Here is a 25,988-nt window from a genome sequence, read left to right on the forward strand (position 1 = left end):
CTACGCTTCCTCGGCCAGCCGGCGCAAGAAGCTCACCACCTCGTCCATCCAGCGCGCCATCGCCCCGTTTCGCTCCGCATCAGGCAAAATAGCGCAGAGCACGTGCAAGCGCCCGTCGAAAATCCACGCGGTGACATCACGCGGATGCGCGCGAGGAAAATCCGACGCGATCGCTCCCGGCGGCGTTTCCCCGTCAAGCTGCAGCAGCGCGCCGGGCGATGACGCCGCGAACTCACCGAGATAATTGAAACCCGTCGTTGTCGGCACCGCCAGCGCCTCTGCTCTCGCCGCTTCCGCTCCATACGCGCGCAACCAGCTGTAGGTCGCGCCGCCGTCCGGCATCGCCGCGAGCGTCCTCGCCACCCGCGCCCTCGCCTCCGCCACTCCGTCGCCGGCCCGGTGCATCAGCACGCACGGATACAAGCTCGTGAACCAGCCGACCGTGCGGCTCACGTCCAGAGTCGCACCCAAGGCATCGCGGCCGTGTCCTTCCAACTGCACCGCCAGCCGGTCGCGGCCAAACACGCTGCGTTCGGCCGCCAGCATCGCCGCGAGAATCGCGTCGCGCAACGCCGTCGAGCCGCCGTCCACCACCGCCGCCCGGAGCGTTCGCGTCTGGTCCTCGTCGAGCTCGCGCGTCAGCACGCGCACGTCGCCATAGCGTCCCGCGGGTTCTGGCGATGCGGACTTCGCCGCCGCTTGCGCGGTCGCGCTCCACGCCGCCACCGAATCTCGACGAGCCGCCGCATCCGCCGCCCAGACTGCGCCCGCGTCCGTCCATTCGTCCAACTCCGTGACCGCCGGCGGCAGTGCGGAGGCCGCGCTTTCCGCGCGATACGCGGTCTCCAGATCCTCCAGCAAAATGCGATGCGACACCCAGTCGGACACAAGGTGATGCGTCACGCAGAGCACGCGGTCGGCCGCGGCTTCGCGCAAGAGACCGTAGCGAATCAGCGGCCCGTTCCCGAGATCGAAACCTGACTGCATCGCCTTCACCCACGCCGCGCTCGCGGCCTCCGGATCGGCAAGAGTGGCCACCTCCAGTTGACGAAGCACGGGCGCGAGTGTCGCCGCCGACTGGATACGCTGCTGCCAGCCGTCCGCCGCTGGAGAAAACACCGCGCGCAGCGCCGCATGCCGGGCCCACACGGCGTTCACCGCCTGCTGCAGGCGCGCGGGATCGAGCCGCTCTGACGCGCGATACCAGAGCGCCTGGTTGAAATGATGCCGCGGCGCCTTGGGGTGCGATTCGAGAAACCATTTCTGAATCGGCGTGAGCTTCACCGGTCCGCTCACCTCGCGCGCCCGTGTCACCGCCACCGGCTGCAACTGCGAGGCCTGCTCGCTCAACACGGGATGAGCGAAGATCGTCTTGAGCCGCAAGTCCCAGCCGAGCGCGCGGAGTTTCCCGGCCAGGCCGAGCGCCTTGATGGAATCGCCGCCGAGATTGAAGAAGTGGCTTTCGCGACCCACGCGCTCGAGGCCGAGCGCCGCGGCCCACGCCGTCGCGAGGACGCGTTCGCGTTCCGTTGCGGGCGCGGTGACGACTTCGCTCTCCGCCCAATCAGGCGCAGGCAAGGCCGCCTTGTCGAGTTTTCCATTCGGCGTCATCGGCAGGCGATCCACCACGCAATAAGCCGCCGGCCGCATGTAGTCGGGCAAGCGCTCCTCGACGGCCGCCCGAATCCCGTCAACGTCCACGTTCTCTGCATCCACGTAGGCCACGAGCGCCTTCGCGCCGAGTCGCTCCACGGTCACCACCGCCGCCGCGCGCACGCCCGCGACTTGTTTCACCGCGTTCTCGACCTCGCCCAGTTCAATGCGGAAGCCGCGGATCTTCACCTGCGCATCCTCGCGTCCGAGGAATTCCAGCGATCCGTCCTCGCGCCAGCGCACCAGATCGCCCGTGCGATACATCCGCGCGCCCTCCTTCTCAGCGAACGTGTCTGCGAGAAACTTTCCCGCCGTCAGCGCAGCCGCGCCGCGATAACCGCGACCGACAATCCGTCCGCCCACGAACAGTTCGCCCGGCACGCCCAGCGGCGCGCGCCGCAGATTCGCATCGAGCACGTAGGTCGATGCGACGTCGAGCGGCTTTCCGATCGGAATGCTCGCGCCGTAGTCGACGCCGTTTTCCACGCGCTGAATCGTAGCGCACACCGACGTCTCCGTCGGCCCGTAGGCGTTGAACGTTTCGATCGTCTGCGCGTAGTGGCGGAGATCGCCCGGATCCGCCGCCTCGCCCGCCGTGATCAACACGCGCACCGGGGCGAGCGACGCGCGTTCGAGCACGCGCAGAAACGCCGGCGGCAACGTGATCACCGTGACGTTCCGCTGCCGCAGCCACGCGAGGAAGGTCCCCGGATCCTCGCGCTCCGCCGTCTCCGCCACCACGACCGTCGCGCCCGTGGTGAGGCCGAGGAAAATCTCCGAGAGCGACGCATCGAACGCGCACGACGCCCACCACGCGCAACGATCCTCGCGCCGCACGCCAAAGGTCTTCACTTGCGACTCGATCATCGTCGCGAACGATTCGTGGGTGATCTCCACGCCCTTCGGCCGCCCCGTGGAACCCGAGGTGAAAATCACATACGCGAGATCGCCCGGAGCCGGGACGTCGTCGAGCGTCACGACGTTCCCGTCGCCTCGATTCGAATCGATCAACGCGACGCCCAATCCGCGCAACCGCTCCTCCGCTTCGGCACCGATCGCCAGCGCGCGTCGAACTTCGCCCTCTTCGATCGCGAGCCGCAACCGCTCGTCCGGATGTTTGAGATCGAGCGGCACATACACGCAGCCGGCGCGCATCACGCCGAGCATCGCACACACAAATTCCATCGAGCGCTCGCCCGCCACCGCCACGAGTTCCTGCGTCGCGACACCCGCCGCGCGCACCGCCGCCGCGATTTCGCGCGAGCGCCGATCGAGCTCCGCATAAGTCAACGTCCGTTCGCCTGCCACCAGCGCGATCCGGCTCGGATCGGCGGCGCCCTCCTCCCGGACCAGGTCCGGCAACGTCCGAGAACGCGACGAGCCAAACCTCGCCCCGCGCTCGAAGGTCCGGATCGTCTCGCGCTCCTCCGCCGGACACACCTCCAGCGCCGCCACCGCGCGCGCCGGATCGGCGAACGCGTTCTCCGCCAGCGCTACAAACTGCCGCGCCAGCCGCTGGACCCGCGACGCGTCGAACAGCGCGGTGGCATACTCGATCCGCAGCGACAATCCCGCCGGCGTTTCGACCGCTTCGAACGTAAGGTCGTATTGACTGGTCTGAGACGGTGACGGCACCGCTTCCAGCCGCACGTCGCCCAGTGCCAGCTCGGCGGCGCGATTGTTCTGAAACACGAGCAACACGTCGAATAACGGGTTGCGGCTCAGGTCGCGCGGCAGCGCCAGGTCGTTCACCAAACGATCGAACGGATAAACCGCATGGCTCAGTCCCGCCGCCATCGCTTGTTTCACCGAAGCAAGATGCTCCCGAAAACTCCGCCCGCCCTCCACCTCGGCCACGATCGGCAGCAGGTTGACGAAGAATCCGATCTGCGACTCCAGCTCCGGCCGGTCGCGTCCCGCGACCGGCGTGCCGATCACGAAACGTGACGAACGCGCCTGCCGCGCCAAAAGCACCTGCAACACCGCGAGCACGGCGACAAATGGACTCGCCCCCGCGCGCGCCGCGCCGGCTTTGATGTTCTCCCACGTCGCGGCCGGCAACGTTTCCGTCACCTCCGCGCCGTGCGACTGCTTGATCGCCGGTCGCACGCGATCCGCCGGCAACTCCAGCGGACTCGGCAGATCGCGGAACAATTCCCCCCAATAAGCGGCCGCCCGCTGCCATTTTCCCGCGGCTAGCTGCCGCTCCTGCCACACCGCGTAATCGCGATAATGGATCGGCAACGGCGACGGCGAAAACTCCAGATCGCGATAAAACGAGGAAAGCTCGTCCGCGATCACGCCAATCGACCAGCCATCGCTCACCGCATGATGCATCACCACGACCAGCGTCCATTGCCCGTCTCCCTCCCGACCCAGCGCCGCGCGCAGCAACGGTGGTTGCGCGAGATCGAATTCGCGTTCGATAAACTCCGTCAGTCCGTCGACCTCTAGCGCTTCGATCGCAAACGCGACGTCCGCCGACACGCGCTGCCGCGGCTCCGACCCGACGAGCACGAGCCCCGTCCGCAAACTTTCGTGCCGCGCAATCACACGACGAAACGCCTGCTCGAGACGCGCTTCGTCCAACGCACCGTGCAACGAAAATACTGCCGTCATGTGGAACGGACACGGCGGCTCCGTCCGCATCTGGTCGATCAACCACAGCCGTCGCTGCGCCGGCGACAACGGATAATCCGCCGCCTCTGCCACCCGCTCGATCGGCTCCCCGGCGGTCACATCGGCCGCGGTTCGGTTCGCGCGCACGACGAACTCCGCCAGCGTCGGCGTTTCGAAAATCGCTTCCAACAACAATCCGGTCCCGAGCGCGCGATTCACGCGCGAAAGCATCATCACGGCCTTGAGACTGTGTCCGCCCAGACTGAAAAAATCGTCGCGGCGCCCCACCCGCTCGACGCCGAGCACGCTCGCCCAGATCTCCGCCACCCGCTGCTCGTTTCCTGCGTGTGGCTCCTCGTAAGTCTCCCGCGCGCGCTGACGCCCTCGTTGCCGCGTCGCCTCGACTGCCGCCAGCAGGCCCGCTGCCGACGCGAACTCCGTGGCCACCGCTTGATAAAAGTGGCCGGCCGCGATTCGCGTCGTCGGTAGCGCCGACGCTTCGCTGCGGGCATTCTCTTCGACGATTTCGGCGACGCCTTCACCGATCTCGATCCGGCTCGCCGCGGCCACAGCGAACACGAACGCCACCGCACCCGTCGGGTCGCGTTCCTCGCGTCCCGCTGACGCGCGCAAGAACTGCTCCGCGGGCGCATTCTTCCCGGTGCGCGCGAACGCCACGCGAATCTCGGACATCCCCCGCCCCGCCGCTTCGCTCGCCAGCCGGCGCATCAGCTCGTGCTCCACGCCGCGTCCCAGCACGCGGCAGCTCAGCAGCAGCGTATCCACATTCCGGGTATTTGCCTCGTCCCCAAACAGCACCAGGCCCGTCAACCCATACTCGCCGAAACGATCCTTTACCTGCAGCAGGAACCCGCCGTGTCCTGGTTGCGCCAGAAACACACGCAGCTCCGCCGGCGAACGGCGCACCGTCGAGGCGTTGAACTGATTCGTCCGCTGCGTGAGCTGCGCGGCACGCTCGAGATTCGTTTCGTCGATCGGCACCCACGCGATCTCGAGTTGCAGCTGCCGGATGAAATCCTTCAGCCCGCCGCTCGCTGCCCGCGCCGCCTGTCGGCGCGTCTCGACCTGATAAAGCTCGCTGCGCTGCCGGTCCTCGGCCGACGCCGCAAAAACATCCGCCGGCCACAACTGCGCGGCGAAACGCCCCACCGCTTCGGCGTCCGCGGGCACCTGCAGCGTCAACACCTCCGGCAGCGCCGTCCGCACTTCGGCGCATTCCAAACCGCTGTCGTCGAGGAAAACGAAACTGTCGAGGCCCAGCTTCAACTTGCGCGCAAGCTTTCGCAGGCTCTCGGATTTCGGCTGCCAGTGCGCCTCGACCGCCACGAAATCGTCCCACCGCAGCGGCATCTCCGGACGCATCCGAAACGCCTCCCGCACGTCGGCGAGATTGTTTTTCGTCACGAGTGCCAGCAGCATCCCGCCCGCGCGGGCTGCTTTCGCGACTTCCTGCAGCCGGCGATGCCCCGGCGTGATCTCGATGCCGTCGACCCCGTCCTCGCCAAGCACACCGCGCCACAACGTCTGGTCCGCATCGAGCGCCAGGACCTTGAACGGCGCCCGCGTGAGCGCATCCCAGCGGCGCATCGCTTCGGTCGCGATCGCCGCAAAAAATTCCTCCGCAAACGGCACGCCACCCAACGCCTCGCCTTCGGCGTTGTCGACGTTCGCCTCCGGAAAACGCGCAACCAGTTCGGCACTCGCCACCGCGGAAACGGATCGCAACCGCGGCACATCGATGCGCCGCAACAATCGTCGTTCCGTCGCTGAGAGCAGTTCAACGACTTCGGGTGCGCGACGCATTTCAGACGACGCCGGACAGAACAGCACGAGCGTCCTCGCACTCGGCGCCGCCGTCACCAGCTGCTGCAGGCCGTCCACGAAATGATCCGCATTCAGATCCAGCGATTCCTCGACCTGTTTCGCGTCGTCGCGCTGCGCCCCGGCCCAGTCCTCGAGCCGCACGAGCAAAAGATTCAGATCCGCGCGGGCTCGCCGGAGATCGCTGTTCGGATCGAGCAGCTGCTGCAACACCTGGTTGAAAGGCGCGAATCGCATCGTCGCCTCCTCGCCGCGACCCTGCAGCCAGAACTGCAGCGCCTCCTCCAGCGGTTCGGCCGTAAACGTCGCCGCCACCACCATACGGCGCAGCCGGTTCGGGAAGGGAAGATTCGCCAGATTCTCGATCGTCCCGTCGGGTGCGGCGAGACAACCGTCCACGAGGTCGTGCCAGCGCTGCTGCAACATTTCCAGATAAGCATCCGGATAACGGGTCTCGTCCGCCACGACCCGACACGTCCAGCCCTCGCGCTGCGGGGCGACGAGCATGCCGAACTCGAAGTGCATCGGATCGTGCACCTCCACGGTCTCCATTCGCCAGAGCGCGTCGGCATCGTCTGCGGCCGGATAATTCTCGAACACCAGCGTGTGCTGCACCAGCGAGCCCGCCGCACCCGTCGCGCTTTGGATGTCGGCCAGCGAAACCGACAGCCGCTCCATGCCGCCCGCGGCTTGCGTGCGAACGCGTTCGACGAGTTCCTCGAACGTCGTCCCTTCCTCCCAGGTCACGCGCACGGGAATCGTGTTGATCAGCAGGCCGACGATTTCCTCGACGCGCGGAATGCCTTCGGCGCGGCCCGACACCGTCGCGCCGAAAACCACGTCATTCCGCCGCGTGAGCCGGCCGAGAAAAACGCCCCACAGCGCTTGGAACAGGCTGTTCTCCGTCGTGCCGAGCCGACGCGCCGACGCCACGAGACGCTCCGTGCGCTCGCGTCCCATTTTCCAATCGAACGACCGCGTCCGCACCGCGGGCGCGCCAAGACGTGGCGTGCCGGTCGGCACGCCGACGCCCACCGGCGCCTCCGCCAGCAATTCCCGCCAGTAAGCGAGATCGCGCTCCGCGTCGCGGCTCCGCAGCCAGCGAAGAAAATCGCGAAACGCCCCGCGCACCGCCGGCACGGGTTTTCCCGCCGCCAGCGCACGATAATTTTCCTCCAGCCGCTGCCAGATCAGTCCGCTGCTCCAGCCGTCGAGAATGCTATGATGAAAGCCGAGGATCGCCTCGTGTTCATCGGCGCCGAGCGTCACCAGCGTCAACCGCAGCAACGGGGCCGACGTAAGATCGAATTTTCGTGCCCGCTCCGCCGCGCGCAACGCGACGAGCTCCGCGTCGTCACGAACTTCCTGATACGTGAAATCCAACCTCGACCCGCGCGCGATCACCGCGACCGGGCGCTCCGTTTCGCCGGTGAGAAAAGCCGCGCGCAGATTTGGGTATTGCTCGCCAAGCGCGTGCCACGCCGCGGCGAAGGTTTTCGGATCCAGCGCCCCGCGCAGTCGCAGGACAACCTGATCCGAATAGGCCGCGCTCTCCTTTTCATACAGCGCGTGAAACACCATGCCTTCCTGCATCGGCGTCAGCGGCAGCACGTCTTCCACCTCCGCACCGCGTTCGCTGCACTTTCGCAGCAGACGATCGAGTTCGCTGAGCGTCGCCACGCCGCCCGTGAAGTCCGCCAGCGATCGTCGCGGTTCGGCGCGGCATCCTTCGTTCACCGCCTCCGCCAGCGCGCGCTCAAACGCTGCGACCAGCTGCGCGCGGCGCTCCGCAGTTTGCGCGGAACGATGAAAATGAAACGCCACGCGCAGACACCCGCCGCTCACCTCGCCGACGACATCGAGGTCGAAGCTCGAGCCGAGGTGCGCCGCGGCCGGCTCACCCGTCGGGGCGTCGGGCACACCGCGAAACAGCGACGCACCCGCCGCGTCGAACACGCCGAGATAATTGAAACTCACGCGCGGCATCGCCACCTCGCTCAGCGCGCCTTGCAGGTAGCGCAATACACCGAAGCCCACGCCGCGCTCCGGCACCGCGCGCAACGCGTCCTTCACGCTCCGAATCCGCTCCGCCCAATCGCCGCCGCCGCTCAGCACGAACGGCCACATGCTCGTGAACCAGCCGACCGTGGCACTCGCGTCGATCGCGCCGACACAGCTCTCGCGGCCATGACCTTCCATCGCCAGCGCGGGCGTTTCGCCGCCGCCGCACTCCGCCCAAGCCTTGCCGAACGCCGCCAGCAACAACTCGTCCGCCTGCGTGCCGTAAGCGCGATGCGCGTCCGTCAACCAACGCTGCGTGAGCTCGGCCGGAAACACCGTTTCCCACCGCTCGACGTTCGGCAGCGCCGGCGCGCGCTCCTCCGCAGGAATTTGTTTCACGACCTTCTGCCAATAGCGCGCCTCCTGCGCGAGCGATTCGCTTTTTCCGTAAGCGACAAGGCTCTGCGCCCAGGCGCGAAACGACCCCGGCTGCGCCAGCTTCGGTTCCGCAACGCCCGCCGCCAGACTTCGATAAATCGTCTCCAGTTCCTTGACGAGGACGCGCCATGAAATCCCGTCCACCGCCCAGTGATGAATCACCAGCAGCAGCCGATCGGCGTGCGCCAGACGAAAAAATCCCGCGGCCACGAGTTGCCCGTCGGCGAGCGAGAGTCCGCGCTGTAACTCCGCCGCCATCGCGGCATACACCGCGCGCGCCTCGCCGTCCGTTCGCGCGCTGAGATCTTCGTCGCGCCAAACGATCGATCCGCGGCCCTCAGGAATGATTTGTCTCCACGCGTTCGTCCCCTCCGCGCGCTCGACTCGGCAACGCAACATGCCATGCCGCGCGACGAGTTGCTCCACGGCGCGCCGCAGCAGCTCAGGATTCAAGCGTTCGTCCGCTTCGAGGCAGGTCGCTTGATTGAAGTGATCGTAAGGCGGCGCGTAGTTCTCGAGAAACCACCGCTGGATCGGCGTCAACGGCACCTCGCCGATCTCCGTTTGCGGGTTCGATTCGAACGCCTCGCCCGCAACCAGGCACGCCGCGAGATCCGTGAAACGCGGCCGGCCAAACACCTCGCGCAGCGTCAACCGGTAACCGCGCGGGCGCAGACGCGCCGTCATCTGAATCGCTTTGATCGAATCGCCGCCGGAATTGAAGTAGTGCGCGTCTCCATTCGCCGGCGGCCGCCCCAGCACCTCGGTCCACACCGCGGCGAGCGCCTGCTCTTTCGGATCGGTGAAACTCGCCGCCGGCGCGGCGTCCTCCATGGGCGGTTTCGGCGCAGGCAACGCTTTCCGATTCACCTTGCCGCTCGCATTCAACGGCAGCGCATCAAGCAGCACGAAGGTGCTCGGCACCATGTAATCCGGCAGCACTTTCGCCAGTCCGGCGCGGAGCGTTTCCTCCGACGCGAGACCTGGCGCGACGAGATACGCCACGAGTTCATGCGTGCCGCCGGACGGCCGCGCGACGACCACCGCTTGCTGCACCGAGGCCTGCGCCCGGAGGCGCAGTTCGACTTCTCCGAGCTCGATGCGGAACCCGCGGATCTTCACCTGATCGTCGCGACGTCCGGCGAACTCCACGTTGCCGGCTGCGTCCCACCGACCGTAGTCTCCAGTGCGATACAACCGCGAGCCGGGCCGCTCCGTGAAGGGATCCGGCACAAAGCGTTCGGCGGTCGCGTCCGGTCGGCCGAGATACCCGCGCGCGATGCCGTCGCCGCCGCAGTAGATTTCGCCCACCACGCCCGGCGGCTGCGGGTTTCCGCGTTCGTCGAGGATGTAGAGCGTCGAGTGCGCGATCGGCCGGCCGATCGGCACGTCGTGCCGCTGCTCGCCGCGAACGCGATACCATGTGGAAAACGTCGTATTCTCCGTCGGTCCGTAAACATGCAGCAGCGTCAGCTCGGGCGCGGCGGCGAGCACGCGATTCACGTGCGGCACCGAAACCTTTTCGCCGCCCGTCAGCAGGTGCTTCAGCGCCCGAAACGCCTGCGGGTGAAAATCGGCGATCTGGTTGAACAATCCCGTGGTCAGGAAGCACGTCGTCGCGCCGGTGGCTGCCAGCAACGCGTCGAACTGATCGATCTCGAGGATTTCCTTCCCGCGCGGGAGACAGCAGCAGCCGCCGTTCAACAGCGGGCCCCAGATCTCGAAGGTCGACGCGTCGAACGCGAGCGAGCCCGTCTGCAGGACGCGATCGCCCGGGCCGAGCTGCAGGAAATCGGTGCTGCGCACAAGCCGCACGACCGCGTGCTGCTCGATCAACACGCCCTTCGGCTCACCCGTCGAACCCGAGGTGAAAATGATATAGGCGAGCCGTCGCCCCGCGCCGGGTCCTTCACCCACACCGCTGCTGATCGTGACCGGCGGAGGCGTGCGACACCACGCGCGCAGATCCGCCTCCGCGCCGCTCCAGTCGGAGACCGCCGGTTCGCCTTCGCTGAGACGCAGCCGCGCGCCGCTCATCGTGAGCAGCGTGCGCACGCGTTCCAGCGGCGTGCCGGGATTGATCGGTAGGTAACAACCGCCCGCCTTCAAAATCCCCAGCAGCGCCGCGAGCATTCGCTCCGAACGATCCACTTGCAGCGCGATCGGTTCGTCGACGCGCAGCGGACCGAGCGCGCCGACGAGGTGGCCCGCCACCGCGTCGGACAACCGGTCCAGTTCCGCGTAAGTGAACGTCCGCCCATCGTAGGCAACTGCGGGCGCATCGGGTTGACGCGCCACCTGTTCGCGGAAAAGCGACGCGAGGGAACGATCGCGCGGATAATCCGCCGGCGGTGGATTCGCCGTCTTCAGCCACGCTCCCACCTGCTCCAGCGTGAGCAGGTTCAAATCGCCGATTGCGCCCGCCGGCATCGCCAACGCCGCGCCCAGCATCGTCTCAAAATAGTCCGCCACGCGCTGCATGCGATCGTCCGAGAAGAGCGCGGTCGCGTATTCAAGATCCAACTCCAGCCCGTCGGGCGTCTCGACGAAATGAAACGTCAGGTCGACCTTGCTCGTGTGCAGCCCGAGCGGCACGACCTCGGTCTGTGCGCCCGGCAACCGCAGCGCCTCTTCCTGCGCGCGGGTGAGGCCCATCATCACGGAGAACAGCGGCGGCCGCGACAAATCCCGCTCCAGCGGCAACGACTGCACCATCACGTCGAACGGACACCCCTGATGCTCCAGCGCGTCCAGCACGCCGTCGCGCACGCGCTCCACGACCGCGAGAAACGTATCCGTCGGCGCCACCCGCGTGCGCAGCGGGAGTGTGTTGACGAAAAAACCGACGATCTCCTCGAGCTCAGGATGCGGCCGGCCTTCCACCGGCGAACCGATGGTGAGATCGTCGCGTCCGGTGTAGCGGTGCAAAAACGTGATGACCGCGGCGAGCAACGTGCCGAACAAACTCGCGCCCGCGCGTTGGCCGAGCTGCGCCAGTCGCTCGCGCGTGCCGGGGGGGAGCTTGCGATACAGATGACGTCCGGAAAAATCCTGCACCGCCGGCCGCGGATGATCGGCGGGCAACTCGAGGGGCTCCGGCAGCTCCGTAAACTGTCGCACCCAAAATTCCTTCGCTTTCGTTCCCGCCGCGCTCTCCATCCAACCACGATGCCACGCCGCGTAATCGACGTAGCGAAGCTTTGGATTCGACGGAGCGGGGCGATCCCCTGACTTGGCCCGGACGTAAGCCTGTTCGAGTTCGCCCACGAGCGTGGCGACCGAGCGGCCGTCGCAGGCGATGTGATGAAACACGAGCGCGAGCCCGTGCTCCTGCGTCCCTAGCGGCATCACCGCCGCCCGAAACGGCAGCTCGCGTTCCAGCGCAAACGGCCGGTTCGCCAGCGCTTCGGCACGCCGCTGAAATTCGCCGCGAGCGCCGTCGGCTCCGCCGTCCGGCCAGCGCTCGAGCCGCCACTCCGGCGTCGCGACGATCACCTGGCGCGGTTCGCCATCTCGCCGCACGAAGCGCGTGCGCAGGACCGCGTGGCGCTCCAGCAAACTCTGCAGCGCGCCCTCCAAGGCCGCGAGGTCGACTTCGCCGCGCAGAATCACCGCGAGCGATACGTTGTAAGCGGCCGAGCCGCCTTCGCTCAGCTCCTCCTGCATCCACAACCGCTTCTGCGCGAAGCTGAGCGCATAGTCGTCCGCGTCCGCCACGCGCGGGATCGCGGACTCGCTCACCGCCGGCGCCGCCATTGTTTGCGCCGCCGCCGCCTCGCGCTTCGCCGCGAGCAGTTTTTTCAGCTGCTCCTTCTGCTCGGGCGTGAGCGCTTCGAGTTTCGCCTGAAGGGTGGCCCGATCCATCAGAGCTGCAGCTTGCGCAACTGCGCCTCGACTTCCTCCGGCGTCAACCCCTCCACCAGCGCGGCAAGATCCGGGCTCAGCCCCGCCTCGGGCGTCGCGTCCGTCTCCGGTTGGGCAATCGCCTGCGCCAGCTCCGCGATCGTCGGCCGCGCGAAGAGATCGCGCAGCGACACCGTGACGTTCAACGCATGCTCGATCTTCGCGCGGAGCCGCACCGCCTTGAGGCTTTGGCCGCCGAGATCGAAGAAATTGTCGTGGATGCCGATCGCCGCGACGCCGAGCACGTCCTGCCAGAGTTCCAGCAGCGCGCGCTCCGTCGCCGTGCGCGGCGGCACCGTGTCGCGCGAACGCTCCGCAGTTCCGCCGGGTTTCGGCAAGGCCTTGCGATCGATCTTACCGTTGGCCGTCAGCGGGATCGTCGGCACCCACTCGAAATACGCCGGCACCATGTAGCGCGGCAGACGCTCGACCAGCGCTGCGCGCAACTCAGACGCGCTGCGCGGCGTGCCGACGAGATATGCGACCAGTTCCACCTGACCGGCGGTTTCCTCATGCGGCAAGACCACCGCCTTTTCGATTCCGCTCTGCGCGAGACACGCCGCCTCGACTTCACCCAGCTCCACGCGGAAGCCGCGCACCTGCACCTGATGGTCGTTGCGGCCGAGATACTCAAGTTGGCCGTCGTCGCGCCAGCGTCCGAGATCGCCCGAACGATACAGCCGGCGGCCCGACGCCCGCGGATCCGGCAGAAAACGCTCGGCCGTCAGCTCCGGGCGATTGAGATAACCGAGACCGACTCCGGTGCCGCCGACGTAAATCTCGCCGACCATGCCGACGGGCAACACGCGTTGCTGCCGATCGAGCACCCACACCTGCGTCTCCGGCAGCGGTCGTCCGATGAGACTGCGTCCATCGCCCGCGCGAATCTCGTCCGCGGTCACCTGATGGAAAGTCACATGCACCGTCGTCTCGGTGATGCCATACATGTTGATCAACCGCGGCCGCTCCACGCCATAGCGTTCCGTCCACTCCGACAAATACCGCGCCTCGAGCCGGTCGCCGCCAAAGATCACGTAACGCAGGTGCGTCGAGAAATCGTGCGACGCGCGACTCAGACCTTCCGCGAGAAACGCGTAGAACGCCGCCGGCGTCTGGTTGAGCACGGTCACGCGCTCCGCGATCACGAGATCGACGAAGCTGCGAATGTCGCGCACGACCTCGCGCGGCGCCACGACGACGCGCCCGCCGTAAACGAGCGCGCCATACATTTCCCACACCGAGAAATCGAAACAGAAGGAATGCGCAACGACCCACACGTCGTCCGGGCCGAAGTCGAAATCGAAACGGTTGTTTTTCAACAAGCGCACGACGTTGCGATGGCTGATCAGGCAGCCCTTTGGCCGGCCCGTCGATCCCGAGGTGTAGATGATATACGCCGGCGAATCGGATGCGACCGCCGGGAGCGCGATCGCCGCCTCGCCCGCCGACGCGTCGAGACAGATCTCGCGGATCGCGGCAAACGGTGAGCGATGCTGCGTGTGGCCGATCACCACTCGCGCGCCGCTGTCTTCCAGAATGTAGCGCAACCGCTCCTCCGGATACTCGGGATCGAGCGGCACGTAACAACCGCCGGCCATGAGCGTGGCCAGCAGCGCCACAATCATGTCGCCATCGCGCGGCAGCCAGATCGCCACGCGATCGCCGACGCCCACGCCGGCTTGCACAAGCTGCCCCGCGAGCCGTCGCGCCGCCGCGTCCAGCTGCGCGTAAGTCAGATTCTTTCCCCCGACCGTGACCGCGACGCGGCCCGGATAACGCACCACCTGCTCGGCAAACAAACGGTGGAGCGTCGCGTCCGTCGGATACGAGGCCGCGGTGTCGTTCCACGTTTCCATCAGGCGGTATTCCGCCGCCGGGATGAAATCGACGTCGAGACAGGCCGTCGTCGGCTCCGCCGCGAGCGCGTCGACGAGCTCCGACAGATGCGCCTGCACGCGCGCGATCGACTCCGCGCTGTAAACGGCGGCGTTGTAGGTCATCTCGATTTCGAGCGCCTTTCCGCGCGGCACGGCCACGAGCGTGAAATCCAGATGCGTGCGCTCGAAGCCTTCGATGTTCGAGAGACGCGGACGCGACGCGGAGGTCCGGCCATCGCCATCGCCCCGCAGTTCCTCGTCCATCGGATAATTTTCGAGCACCACAAGGTGATCGAACACCTCGCGCAACCCACCCGCTTGCTCCGTGATTTCGGCCAGCGGCAGATACTCGTGCGCGCGACGCTCGACCGCCTGCGCCTGGAACTGCCGCAACGTTTCAGCAAGCGTGGCTTTGGCGGAGAACCGCAGCCGCACCGGCACGGCATTGATGAACAAGCCGACCATCTCCTCGACGTCCGGCACCGCTTCTGGACGGCCCGAGACGATGCCGCCGAACACCAGATCTTCCGTCTGGTTGTAACGCGCGAGCAGGATGCCCCAGAGCGTGTTGAGGAGCGTTCCCGTCGTGGCGCCCTGCGACGTCGCGAGCGCCTGCAGCTGGGTCCAGCTCGCGCCATCGAGGCGAAGTTTGGATTTCGCGCAGCGGTAATCGCCGGCGGCCGCCGTCTGCTGACGCGGCAGCGAAACCATCCGGTCGTAACCCGCGAGTTCTTTGCGCCAGAATTCGGCCGACGCCCGGTGGTCCACGCGTTCGAGCCAGCGGAGGTAATTGCGATAATCCGCCGGCGTATTCAGCACCGGTTCGCGTCCAGCCGCCCGCGCCTCATAGCAGCGCATCAAATCCTCGTAGAGGATCCCCACACACCAGCCATCCATCAAAATGTGGTGATGACTCCACACGATCTGCAGCCGGTCGGGTGCGAGCTGGAAAATCCGCACCCGCATCAGCGGACCGGAATCCAGCACAAACGGCACCGTGCGGTCCGCCTGCAGGAAGTCCGCGAGCGTCTTCCGCTGCTGTTCGACACTCTCGGCGAGCAACGACACCACCGACACCGCCGCGTCCAGCGTGCGCAAAACGACCTGCAGCGGCTCGTCGCCGCCCTCCGCCTGCACGAACACCGAACGCAACGCCGGATGCCGCGCCACCAGATCGCGCCAGCTTTGCTGCAATGCGCCGAGGTCGATCTTCCCGTCGAGGCAGAACGACATCTGCTCGAAATACGCCTCCGACGCCGGCGCCTTCATCGCCTCGTAAAACAATCCCTTCTGCATCGGCGACAGCGGATAAACATCCTCGACCGTCGCCGGTGACCACTCGCATCGCTCGACGAGCCGATCGAACGCCGCGAGCTCCATTCGGCTGTAAACAAAGTCCGCCGGGCTCGGCACCACGCCGCGCACCAGCGCCGTCGCGCCCGCCACGGTTTCCAGCGCCTGCACGAAGCGCTCCAGCAACGCGCGCACGGCCGATTCCTGCCAGCGGGCGCTGTCGTAGTCCGCATTCCAATACAAGTGACCTTCTGCTACGTAGCCGAAGATCGACAGCGAATGCAGGAGCGCCTGACGCGAATCCTGCGGCGCGACCGGCCGCTCGGCGCTCAATTGCAGCGCCGCGCCGCCGTCGGCCGCATCGAATACGCCGACAAAGTTGAAACTGATCGAGTCGCGCGCCTCCTTCGCCGCGAAGCCCGCGCTCTTCGCCTGCCACCAGCCGTAACCGGCGCCATTCCGCGGCACGCGTCGCAGCTGCTCCTTCGTTTCGCGAATCAGCAGCGACCCCGCGGCGTTCGCCGGCAGCGCGACAAACTGCACCGGATAAACGCTGGTGAACCAGCCCACCGTGCGACTCACATCGAGATCGGCCAACGCACTTTCGCGGCCATGACCTTCGAGCGTCAGCTCCAGCGGCTCACCAGGATTCCATTCCGCGTAAGCGAGGCGAAACGCCGCCACGAGCAACTCCACGCCGCGAGTCCGATACGCCGCATGCGCGTTGCCCAGCAGCCGCTCCGTCAACTCGCCGCCGACCGTCGCCGTCACGGTGCGCAGGTCCGCCACCGTGCCCACGCGATCGGCCGCCTGATACGGCAAACGCGGCGCCGGCCGCGCGGCCATTTCCTTCCAGTGGCTCGCTTCGTCGGCGAGCAGCCCCGCCGCCACCGCAGTTTCTACGGCGCGCGTCCACTGGCCGAAGCTCGCGGTGCGCGCGAGTTGCGGCAGGCTCCGGCCCGTGCTCGCGGCCGCATACGCCGCCGCCAAATCTTCCAGCAAGATGCGCCACGACACGCCGTCCACCACGAGGTGATGCGCGGTCCAGAACAAGCGATCCCGCGCGTCCGTCCGCACGATCGCCGCGCGCGTCAGCGGTCCCTGCGCCAGATCGATCGCCGCTTGCTCTGCACGCACCAGAACCCCGATTTCCGCGTCCGCGTTCGCCGCGCCGCGCAAATCCGCCACGCGCCATCCCACGACGCCCGCGCCGGCGACACAGTGCTGGCGCCAACCCGCGCCGTCACGCATGTAGCGATAGCGGAACGCATCGTGCGCCGCGACGACGTGCCGCAGCGCCGTATGCATCGCCTCGACGTCCCAGCGACCCGGTGCATCGAGCCACACGCCTTGGTTGAAGTGCGACGGCTCGACGGTGCAGGTTTCGAAGAACCAGCGCTGAATCGGCCCGAGCGGCACGTCGCCGACCGGCTCCGCGCTCACGGCGCTCGTCGCGGCACGCACCGACTCCAGACGCGGCGCGAGCGCGGCGATCGTCGGGTGACGGAACAGCCAGCGCATATCGAGACGCCAGCCTTTCTGCAGCAGCCGCGAAATGATCTGGATGCCCTTGATCGAGTCGCCCCCGAGCCGGAAATAATCGTCGTCGCGGCCGATCTCCGGCTGCTTCAGCACGTCGCGCCAGATCTGCGCGAGCACCAGCTCGCGTTCACCTTGCGGCGGACCTCCGGCCTCGCGCGTGGGCGCATCGTCCGGCACCGGCAGCGCGCGACGATCAACCTTGCCGCTCGCGTTCAGCGGCATCGTCTCCAGCCGCACGAACACCGACGGCACCATGTAAATGGGCAACGCGTCCTGACACGCGCGACGCACGGCCGCTTCGTCGAGCGATGCCTTGCCGACGAGATAGGCAATCAGCTGCAGCTCGCCGCCGACCGGCGCGAGTTTCGCCGCCGCCGCGGTGACGCCGGTCTGCCGACGCAACACGTCCTCAATTTCGTCGAGCTCGATCCGGTAGCCGCGCAACTTCACCTGACCGTCGCGACGCCCGAGAAAATCCAGCGTGCCGTCCGGCCGCCACCGGGCAAGGTCGCCGGTGCGATAAATCCGCACGCGCGTATCCCACGGCGCCGGCGTGAACGCCGCCGCCGTCAGCTCCGGTTGATTGAGATAACCGCGCGCCAAGCCGACGCCGCTCACCACCAGCTCGCCGGGCACACCGAGGCCGCAGCGTTCGCCGTTGGGCTGAAGAATATGCACGCGATGGCCCGCAACCGGACGACCGATGCTCACCGCCGTGTCCGTCGCAAACAGCTCCGTCCACGTCGTCACGACGCTGTTTTCCGTCGGACCGTATTCGTTGAACAAACGCGTCCGCGGCAGCCGTTCAAAATGTTTCCGCACCAGCGATAGCGTCGTCGCCTCGCCTGCCACGCAGACCCAGCGCAATCCACCGAGCGCGCCCGCGATTTCGTCCAAGTAGAGCGAATACAAACTTGGCGTGAGCAGCAGGTTGGTGATCCGCTCGCGCTCGATCCGTGCCGCCTGCCCGGCAAGATCGCGTTTCTCCGCGGCCGTGACGAGCACGAGCCGCGCGCCACACGCGAGCGTCGGGAAAATATCCAGCACCGACGCGTCAAACGCATACGTCGGCATCAGCAGCGTCGCGTCGCTGGCCTCGAACGGATACGCCCGCAGCCGCCATTGCACGGAATTCGCCGCCGCGCCGTGCTCGATCATCACGCCTTTCGGCCGGCCCGTGCTGCCAGACGTGTAGATGACATAAGCGAGCATGTCCGGCGTGGGCGCCGGAAGCTTGGGATACGCCGCCGGCACCGGCTGAATCAGGTTTGCCAGCGTGACGGGCTGCACGTCCGATTCCATCCATTCAGGGTTCGCCTCGACGATCAGCACCCGCGCGCCCGCGTCGCGCAGCAAAGCGCGCACGCGCTCCGGCGGATTCGCGACGTCGATCGGCACATACGCCGCCCCGGCCTTCATCACGCCGAGGAGCGCCACGATCATCGCTTCGCTGGCATCGACCAGCAGCGCCACGCGGTCGCCCGGTTTCACGCCAAAGTCCTTCGCCAGGCGGCGCGCCACGGCATCCGCCGCGTCGTGCGTTTCCCGATACGTCAGCGACCGCTCGCGGCCGACCAGGGCGACGGAGTCCGGGTGAGTTTCAACCGCCGCGTCGAACAGCGAGATCAGCGTCTGGCTGGCGTCGCCTTGCCCGGAAACCGCGTTGAAGCGATCGGTCACCAGCGCGAGTTCCTCCGCTGGCAGAATCGCGAGCCGGCCCAGCGGCTGCGTCGGTCCTTCGAGCAGCGCGTCGAGCAGGCGATCGAACGCAGCGCCGTAGCGCCGGATCGTTTCCGGACGGAAAAGCCGAGTCGCATAATGAAACCGGATGCTCAGCGCGCCCCGTTCGCGAATGATGTCGACGCTGAGATCGAACATGCCCGAGCCCTCGAACTGATCGATCGTGCGGATCTCGAGCTCGCGCGTGCGCATCACGCGGTCGTCCGCGCTTTCGTATGCGAACATCGTGTCGAACAGCGGACTGCGGTCGGGATTGCGCGGCACGTTGAGCTGCTCCACCAGGTCGGCGAACGCATACTCGGCATTGTCGTAGGCGCCGAGACAGGTGGTGCGAACCGCGCGCAGGAAATCGACAAACGACTGGTCCGCTTGCGGCCGCAGGCGCAGCGGCAGGGAATTGACGAACATGCCGACGACCTCGTCGCTGTCCGCACCCGGACGGCCCGCCACCGGCAGGCCGACGATCAGATCCTCCGCGCCCGTCAGGCGATGCAACAAGGTCACATAGGCGCCGAGCAGCACCATGTAGAGCGAGGCACCGTGCTCGCGCGCGAGCGTTTCCAAGCGACGCGTGCGGTCGGCGTCGACGACGATGCCGGATTTGTCGCCACGAAAATCCATTTCTCCCGAGCGCGGCCAGTCGGCCGGCAGATCGAGCAGCGGGATTTCGCCCGCCATCTGTTCCAGCCAGTAGTTCTGTTGCGCCTGATATTCGGGCAGACGCGAGCGCGACTCGACCTCGTCGATCGCGTGCCGATACTGCCGCTTCACCGGTCCGAGCGCGACGCCGTCGTAAAGCTGCGCGAACTCCTGCAGGATCACATTCATCGACAGCCCGTCGGCCGCGATGTGATGCACGTCGATGAAGAGCAGCGCGCGGCCGGGTTCGATCGCGGCGCAGCCCACGCGCAACAGCGGTGGACACGCGAGATCGAACGGCCGGATGAACGCCGCCAGCAGTTCGTCGGCGGATTTTCCGCCGGCCTGCACCCGTTCGAGGAAGAACCGCGGCTCTTCGATCACATACTGGCACGGTTGGCCGCCGATCAACTTGAACGCCGTGCGCAAACTCTCGTGACGGCGGATCACTTCCTGGAACGCGTCCTGGAGTTTGAAGAAGTCCACCGGCCCGCGCATCTCCCAGACTCCAGAAAGATGATACGGCATCTCGGCGCCCTCGCGCTGGCAGAGCGCAAAGAGGCGTTGCTGCACGGACGACAACGGCAGCACGCGACGGGGCGCGCGAGGTCCGGCCTGGATCGCGAAACCGCCGGCGCGCATCTGCGCCACAACCTGTTTCACCGCTTCGATCAGCCGATCGACATCCTCATCGGTGTGCGCGATCGACAGACAGCAGATCCGCTGCTCCCACGTGTAGAAGCCCTGCTCGGTGAGCAGATAGAAAAACACTTCCAGGTCGAACGGATCGCCGAGCGCCTCGAAACGGAATTGCGAACCGAACCACGCGACGCGGAACGACACCGCCTCCGCCTCGAGAAACGCGTTGAGTTCCTGGCCGAGCCGCTCGGTGCGGCGGTTCACCGTTTCGTGCAACGCCGGGCCTTGCTCGATCAAGTAATCGAGCGCGGCATTGGCGGCCGCGAGCGCGAGCGGGTGACGGTTGTGCGTGCCGCCGGTGAAGATCGTGCGCCCGGTCGGCGTGGAGTCGTCGCCGTATTGCCAGAACCCGCCATCGATCCAGTCGAGGAGCTTCGCCTTGCCGGCCACCGCCGCGAGCGGCATGCCGCCGCCGACGATCTTGCCGTAAGTCATCAGGTCGGCCTGCACGCCAAACCAGGCCTGCGCGCCGCCGCGGTGAATGCGGAAGCCGTTGATCATCTCGTCGAAGATCAGCACGATTCCCAATTCTTCCGTGAGCCGGCGCAACCGGCGCAGGAAACGATGCGGCTGAAAACCCGGACGCCGGCTTTGCACCGGCTCGACGATCACCGCGGCGAGGTGCGCGGCGTGGTCGCGAATCCACGCGAGTGCCTCGTCGCTGCCGTAGTCGAGCACCTGCGCGTTCTGCACCACGCTGGCCGGAATGCCCGGTGACAGCGGACGCGAACCTTCGTCGCCGCCAACGACCAACACTTCGCTGCCGATGCCGTGATACGCGCCAGCAAACTGCGCGATGATCGGCCGGCCGGTCGCCGCGCGGGCGATGCGCTGGGCGAGCATGACGGCACCCGAACCGGTGATCGCGAGGCTCGCGCGCTCCGCGCCGGTGAGCTGGCAGATTTTCTTCGCAACGTCACCCGCGAGGTCCGACTGCGGTCCGAGCGCGGTCGTGCGATCGATCTGCCGGTGCAGCGCGGCCGTAACGAACTCCGGCGAATGTCCCAGAAAGTGCACGCCCATCCCGAGCGCGAGATCGATGTATTCGTTGCCGTCGAGATCCCAGATCCGGCTGCCCTTCGCACGGTCGGAGATAATCGGATACTTCAGCTCCTTCAGGCTGCGCTTGAACTGGAGGCTACCCTTCCAGTCGGCGAGTTCACGGCGCCACGCCTGCGTCTGTGCTTTCGACGTTTTCGTCTTGGCGGTCAGACGCTCGGTCAACGCGCGCAAAAACTCCTTCTGCTGCGGCGAAAGGTTTTTTTCCTCCTCGAGATTCAACCCGCCGAAATTCACCGCGAGTTTGCCGCTCATCGGCGCTGGCGTCGGCGCGGCCGGCGTCACGGCGGCCGCACTTCCGACGGGGACCGTCGTTGCACTTGATGAGGGCGCAGCCCCGCGCGTCTCGAGGTAGCGCTCCATCAACCGGAAATGCGCCGCCATCACGGGATCGAGTCCGGGCACTGCGGAAGTGACGGAAATCGAGGGCGCAGCGACAAGCGGTGCGATCGGCGTAGCGGCGGCCGGGGTCGGCGCCGCGGAGGTCGCCTCCACGGCAACGACCGCCGCGCTCGCCGTCGTTTCACCGAGATCGACGTTCGAATGCGCGACGAGAAAATCCACCAGCGCACCGATGCGATGCAGCTCCTCGTAAAACTGCGCGATCGCGATTTTGACCTGGAAGCGCTTCTCGATGATCCGGCCGCTGCGCACGAACATCAGCGAGTCGAGCCCCATCTCCAGCAAGTTTGCCGAACGTGGCAAATCCGCGGGTTCGAGACCGCTCACTTCCGCGATGATCGCCTGCACTTCCGCCAGCACGGCGTCGGATTTCGGACGCGTCACGGCAACGGCCGCGGGCGCGGGGGAAGAAACGGGAAGGGACGGCGAAGACATGACGGACGAAGAAGCGGGAACCGGTTCGGCGAAATCGAACCAGTGGCGTTTGCGTTGAAAGGCGTAGCCGGGCAGCGGCACATGCTCGCACCGCGCGCCGGAGTGCACCGCGCTCCACGCGAGCTCGCCGCCGGCGCTCCACCAGCGGCCGGCGCCGTCGAGCAACGAGCGGAGATCGTCGTGTCCTCGACGCAGGCTCGGCAGCCATTTCGCCGTCGAGCTCTGCTGCTCGCGCATCGCCTGAAACGCGAGATCCAGTCCGATCAGCGTGGGCTCGGGGCCGACCTCGATGAAATAGTCGAGCCGCTGTGCGTGCAGCAGGTTCATGCTTTCGCAAAACCGCACGCTCTGACGCAGGTGTCGCGTCCAGTAATCGGGTCGCGTCACCTCTTCGTCCACGAAGGTGCCGGTGACATTCGAGATCAGCGGGATCTTCGGCCGGTTCAACGTGATCGACCGCGCGACCGCCTCGAAATCCGTCAGGATCGGTTCGGTGAGCGGCGAGTGAAACGCATGCGATATCCGCATCTTCACTACGCGCAGCTGCGTCTCCTCGCAGCGCGCCTGCACCTGCGCGATCGCCTCCGACGCACCCGACACGAGCACGATTTCGGGACCGTTGACCGCGGCGATGGACACCGACGCGGCGAACGGCTCGATCAGTTTCGCCACCACGGCTTCGTCGGCGAACACCGTGAGCATCGCTCCCGGCGCCGAGCGCTCCTCCATCAAACGCCCGCGCGCGACGATCAGCTTGAGGGCATCGTCGAGACTGAACACGCCCGCGATGCACGCGGCGGCATATTCACCCACGCTGTGGCCGAGCGCGATCTCGGCGCGCAGGCCCATCGCTTCCCAAACGCGGGCGAGCGCGTATTCGATCACGAACAGCCCCGCCTGGGTGAACATCGTGCGATCGAGCTCGCTCAGCGGAGCGACATTGCGCGCGCCGTCGAACACGCCGGCCGACGCGGCCTCACCGACGAGCGACGCCGCCGCTTCGGCAAACATCACCTCGCGCAAATCGCGTCCGAGCGGGCCCTGCAGTTTCGCCGAGCATTCGTCGATGATGTCGCGAAACCGCGGATACTCCGCGTAAAGCCGCCGCCCCATGCCAGCGTATTGCGAACCTTGGCCGGTAAATACGAAGGCCGCCCGCGGCCGCTCGCCGGCGCGCGCCACGCTCACGCCGCGCGCCTTGCCCGTTTCCGCGAATCTTTCGAGCAACGCCGCCGCGTCCTCCGGCTTCGTCGCGACAACGCTCAAGCGTTCCGCAAATGACGTTCGCCCACTCTGCACGGCGCGCGCGGCGGAGGGCCACGATTCGACCGGCAGTTCGCTCAAGCGCGCCGCGAATGCCTTCGCCTGTCCACGCAACGCCTCCGGCGTGCGCGCGCTCAGCACGAACACTTCGACGCGTGGTTCCGGGTTGTTCTCCTTTACCGGCACCGCCGCTTTCGCCGGCGCCTCCGCAAAAATGATGTGCGCGTTGGTCCCGACAAAACCGAAACCGCTCACACCCGCGACGCGCCGGCGCTCGCCGCGTTTCCACGGCAGCGCCGAATCCACCACGCGCAGCGCGGAGTTCTGCCAATCGATGTGCGGACTCGGCTCCGCGAAATTGAGATGCGCCGGCAGCGCTTCGTGACGCAACGATTGGATCACCTTGAAACTGCTCGCCATCCCCGCGGCGGCTTCGAGATGGCCGAGATTCGTTTTCACCGAACCGAGAAAGAGCGGACGGCCGGCCGCGCGTCCGGGCGTGAACACCTCGCTCAACGCGTTCGCCTCGATCGGATCGCCGAGCGGCGTCGCCGTGCCGTGCGCTTCCACGTAATCGACGTCGTCAGGCGAGAGCCCGGCCGACTTCAGCGCGCGTCGAATCACTTTCTGCTGCGCCGGACCGCTCGGCACCGTCAACCCGCCCGAGCCGCCGTCCTGGTTGACCGCGCTGCCGAGCACGAGCGAGAAAATCGTATCGCCTGCCGCCTCCGCATCGCTGAGTCGCTTGAGCACCAGCGCACCGCCGCCCTCGCCCCGCGAGTAACCTTTCGCGCGCGCGTCGAAGGTGTAGCATTTTCCATCCGGAGCGAGCAGTCCGGACTGATCGAAGTTCGCGGTGAGATCCGCGCCGAGGATGCGATTGACGCCCGCCGCCACCGCCGCGTCGCACTCGCCGCGGCGGAGACTTTGCACCGCGAGGTGGATCGCCACGAGCGACGAGGAGCACGCGGTGTCGACGACCATCGCCGGACCGTTGAACTTGAAGGCATACGCGAGCCGGCCTGCCGCCGGACTCAGCGTCGAACCGGTGCCGAAATAGGGATCGATGCGGTCGCGATTCGACGGCGCGAAAAGTTTCAGCGCGTAATCGATGCCGCTCATGCCGACGAACACGCCGACCTCGCGACCGGCCCACGTATCCGGGCGAATGTTACCCGACTCGAATGCGTGCCACGTCAGCTCCAGGAGCAGCCGCTGCTGCGGATCCATGCTCTGCGCCTCTTTCGGCGAGATGCCGAAGAACGCCGCGTCGAACTGGTCGGTCGTGTCGAGATACGAGCCGAAGGTGCCCATCATGCCCTCCGCGCGATCCGCCGGCGTCGGCTGAATCGCCGAACGTCCTTGGGCGAGAAAATTCCAATACGCTTCCGGGTCTGTGCCGCCGCCGGGAAACTGACACGCGAGTCCGACGATCGCGATCGGCTCCGCGCCGCCGGATTTGAGGGCCTTGTTTTCCTGCTTCAGCCGGCGCAACTCCGACAGCGCCTTCGCGAGCAATTCCTTCGATTCGTCAGCCACGAACGCCTCCTTGCCAGCTCGCGTTGATCCGGAAGTAGGCCGGCAGTTCCGGAATCGATGCCGGATCCGCCTCCAGCAGCGCCGTGCCCTCGATCTCGCTCACCTCGGAAAAACCGGCGAACTTGTAGGTGATATACATCATGCGGTTGCGGTCCGTCGGTTTGAACTCCGCGAGCAATCGCACGCCGGCTTCGCGCGCCTGCTGCCGCAGCAGCGTGATCAACGCTCCGCCCACGCCGCGGCTCATCACACGGCACGACATCAGCAGGAGCTTGATCGTCCACGTGTCGACCGTGCGGTGCAGGAGCACGACGCCAATCTTGCCGTAAGGCCCATGTTTGTCCGTCAGCTCGGCCACGAGCAGCAGGTGGTCCGGCGACACGCGCAACGCCGCCAGCTCCTCGTAGGAGTAGATCCGGCCGGTCGTGTTCAACTGATTCGTCCGCGCGACCAGTTCCTCGACGCGCACCAAGTCCCCGGCCTCGGCGGGTCCGACGGAAAACTCCATCTCCAGCGTCGCGAGAAACGCATCGGTCGGCCCCTTGAACGAACTCTCCGCCTCCTGCCGCGTCGCGTCGGCCTGATACATCTCGCGCCGGCGGCGCGCGTCTTCCGTCACCACCCGCGGCGTGAAATCCGGATCCTCGAGCAAACGCGCGATCTCGCTCGCATCGAAGGTGCGAACCTCGGGCAGTGCGAAACGCACCTCCTCGCGCTCGAACGGCTGGTCGTCCACAAACGCAAACGTATCGAGGCCGATGTTGAGCTGCTCGGCGATGCGGCGGATCGATTCCGATTTCGCGGCCCAGCCGATTTGCGGATGCAGAAAAAAATGCTCCAGACCGAAACGCCGGAGTTGTTCGCGCGCCGGACCGCTTTCGTTGCGACTCGCGATCGACTGCAGAATGCCGCGCTCATCAAACGCCTCGAGCGCCTCGCGCACGCCGGGACGCAGCGCGAGCTGGTCGCCTTCGAGGAGGATTCCGTTCCACACCGTGTGGTCGAGATCCCACACCACGCATTTGATTTTCTTCGCGGCCATGG

Annotated in this window: 3 protein-coding genes; all 3 read right to left on the bottom strand. The window is 66.7% G+C overall.

Translation table 11 applies throughout. From position 1 onward, the window contains the following. The 3 genes from AC6RV7_RS01735 to AC6RV7_RS01745 are packed head-to-tail and all read right to left on the bottom strand — an operon-like array spanning position 1 to position 25,986. Positions 1-12,417: an amino acid adenylation domain-containing protein gene (locus tag AC6RV7_RS01735; RefSeq protein WP_500092169.1), complete on the bottom strand. Its 12,417-nt coding sequence runs from the start codon at positions 12,415-12,417 to the stop codon at positions 1-3. Then, a complete protein-coding gene (locus AC6RV7_RS01740; RefSeq protein WP_500092170.1) occupies positions 12,417-24,944 on the bottom strand; it encodes a type I polyketide synthase in 12,528 nt (4,175 codons plus the stop codon). The genes AC6RV7_RS01735 and AC6RV7_RS01740 overlap by 1 nt, the downstream gene beginning before the upstream one ends. After that, positions 24,937-25,986, bottom strand: a complete 1,050-nt coding sequence (locus AC6RV7_RS01745; RefSeq protein WP_500092171.1) for an HAD-IIIC family phosphatase — start codon at positions 25,984-25,986, stop codon at positions 24,937-24,939. Before AC6RV7_RS01745 ends, AC6RV7_RS01740 begins: the two co-directional genes overlap by 8 nt. Positions 25,987-25,988: the final 2 nt, after the last annotated feature.

The sequence above is a fragment of the Opitutus sp. sgz309028 genome (assembly GCF_059821195.1).

Bases quoted from the DNA above. Each gene is read 5' to 3' on its own strand.
- AC6RV7_RS01745 (WP_500092171.1), bottom strand. From the start codon at position 25,986: ATGGCCGCGAAGAAAATCAAATGCGTGGTGTGGGATCTCGACCACACG.
- AC6RV7_RS01735 (WP_500092169.1), bottom strand. From the start codon at position 12,417: ATGGATCGGGCCACCCTTCAGGCGAAACTCGAAGCGCTCACGCCCGAG.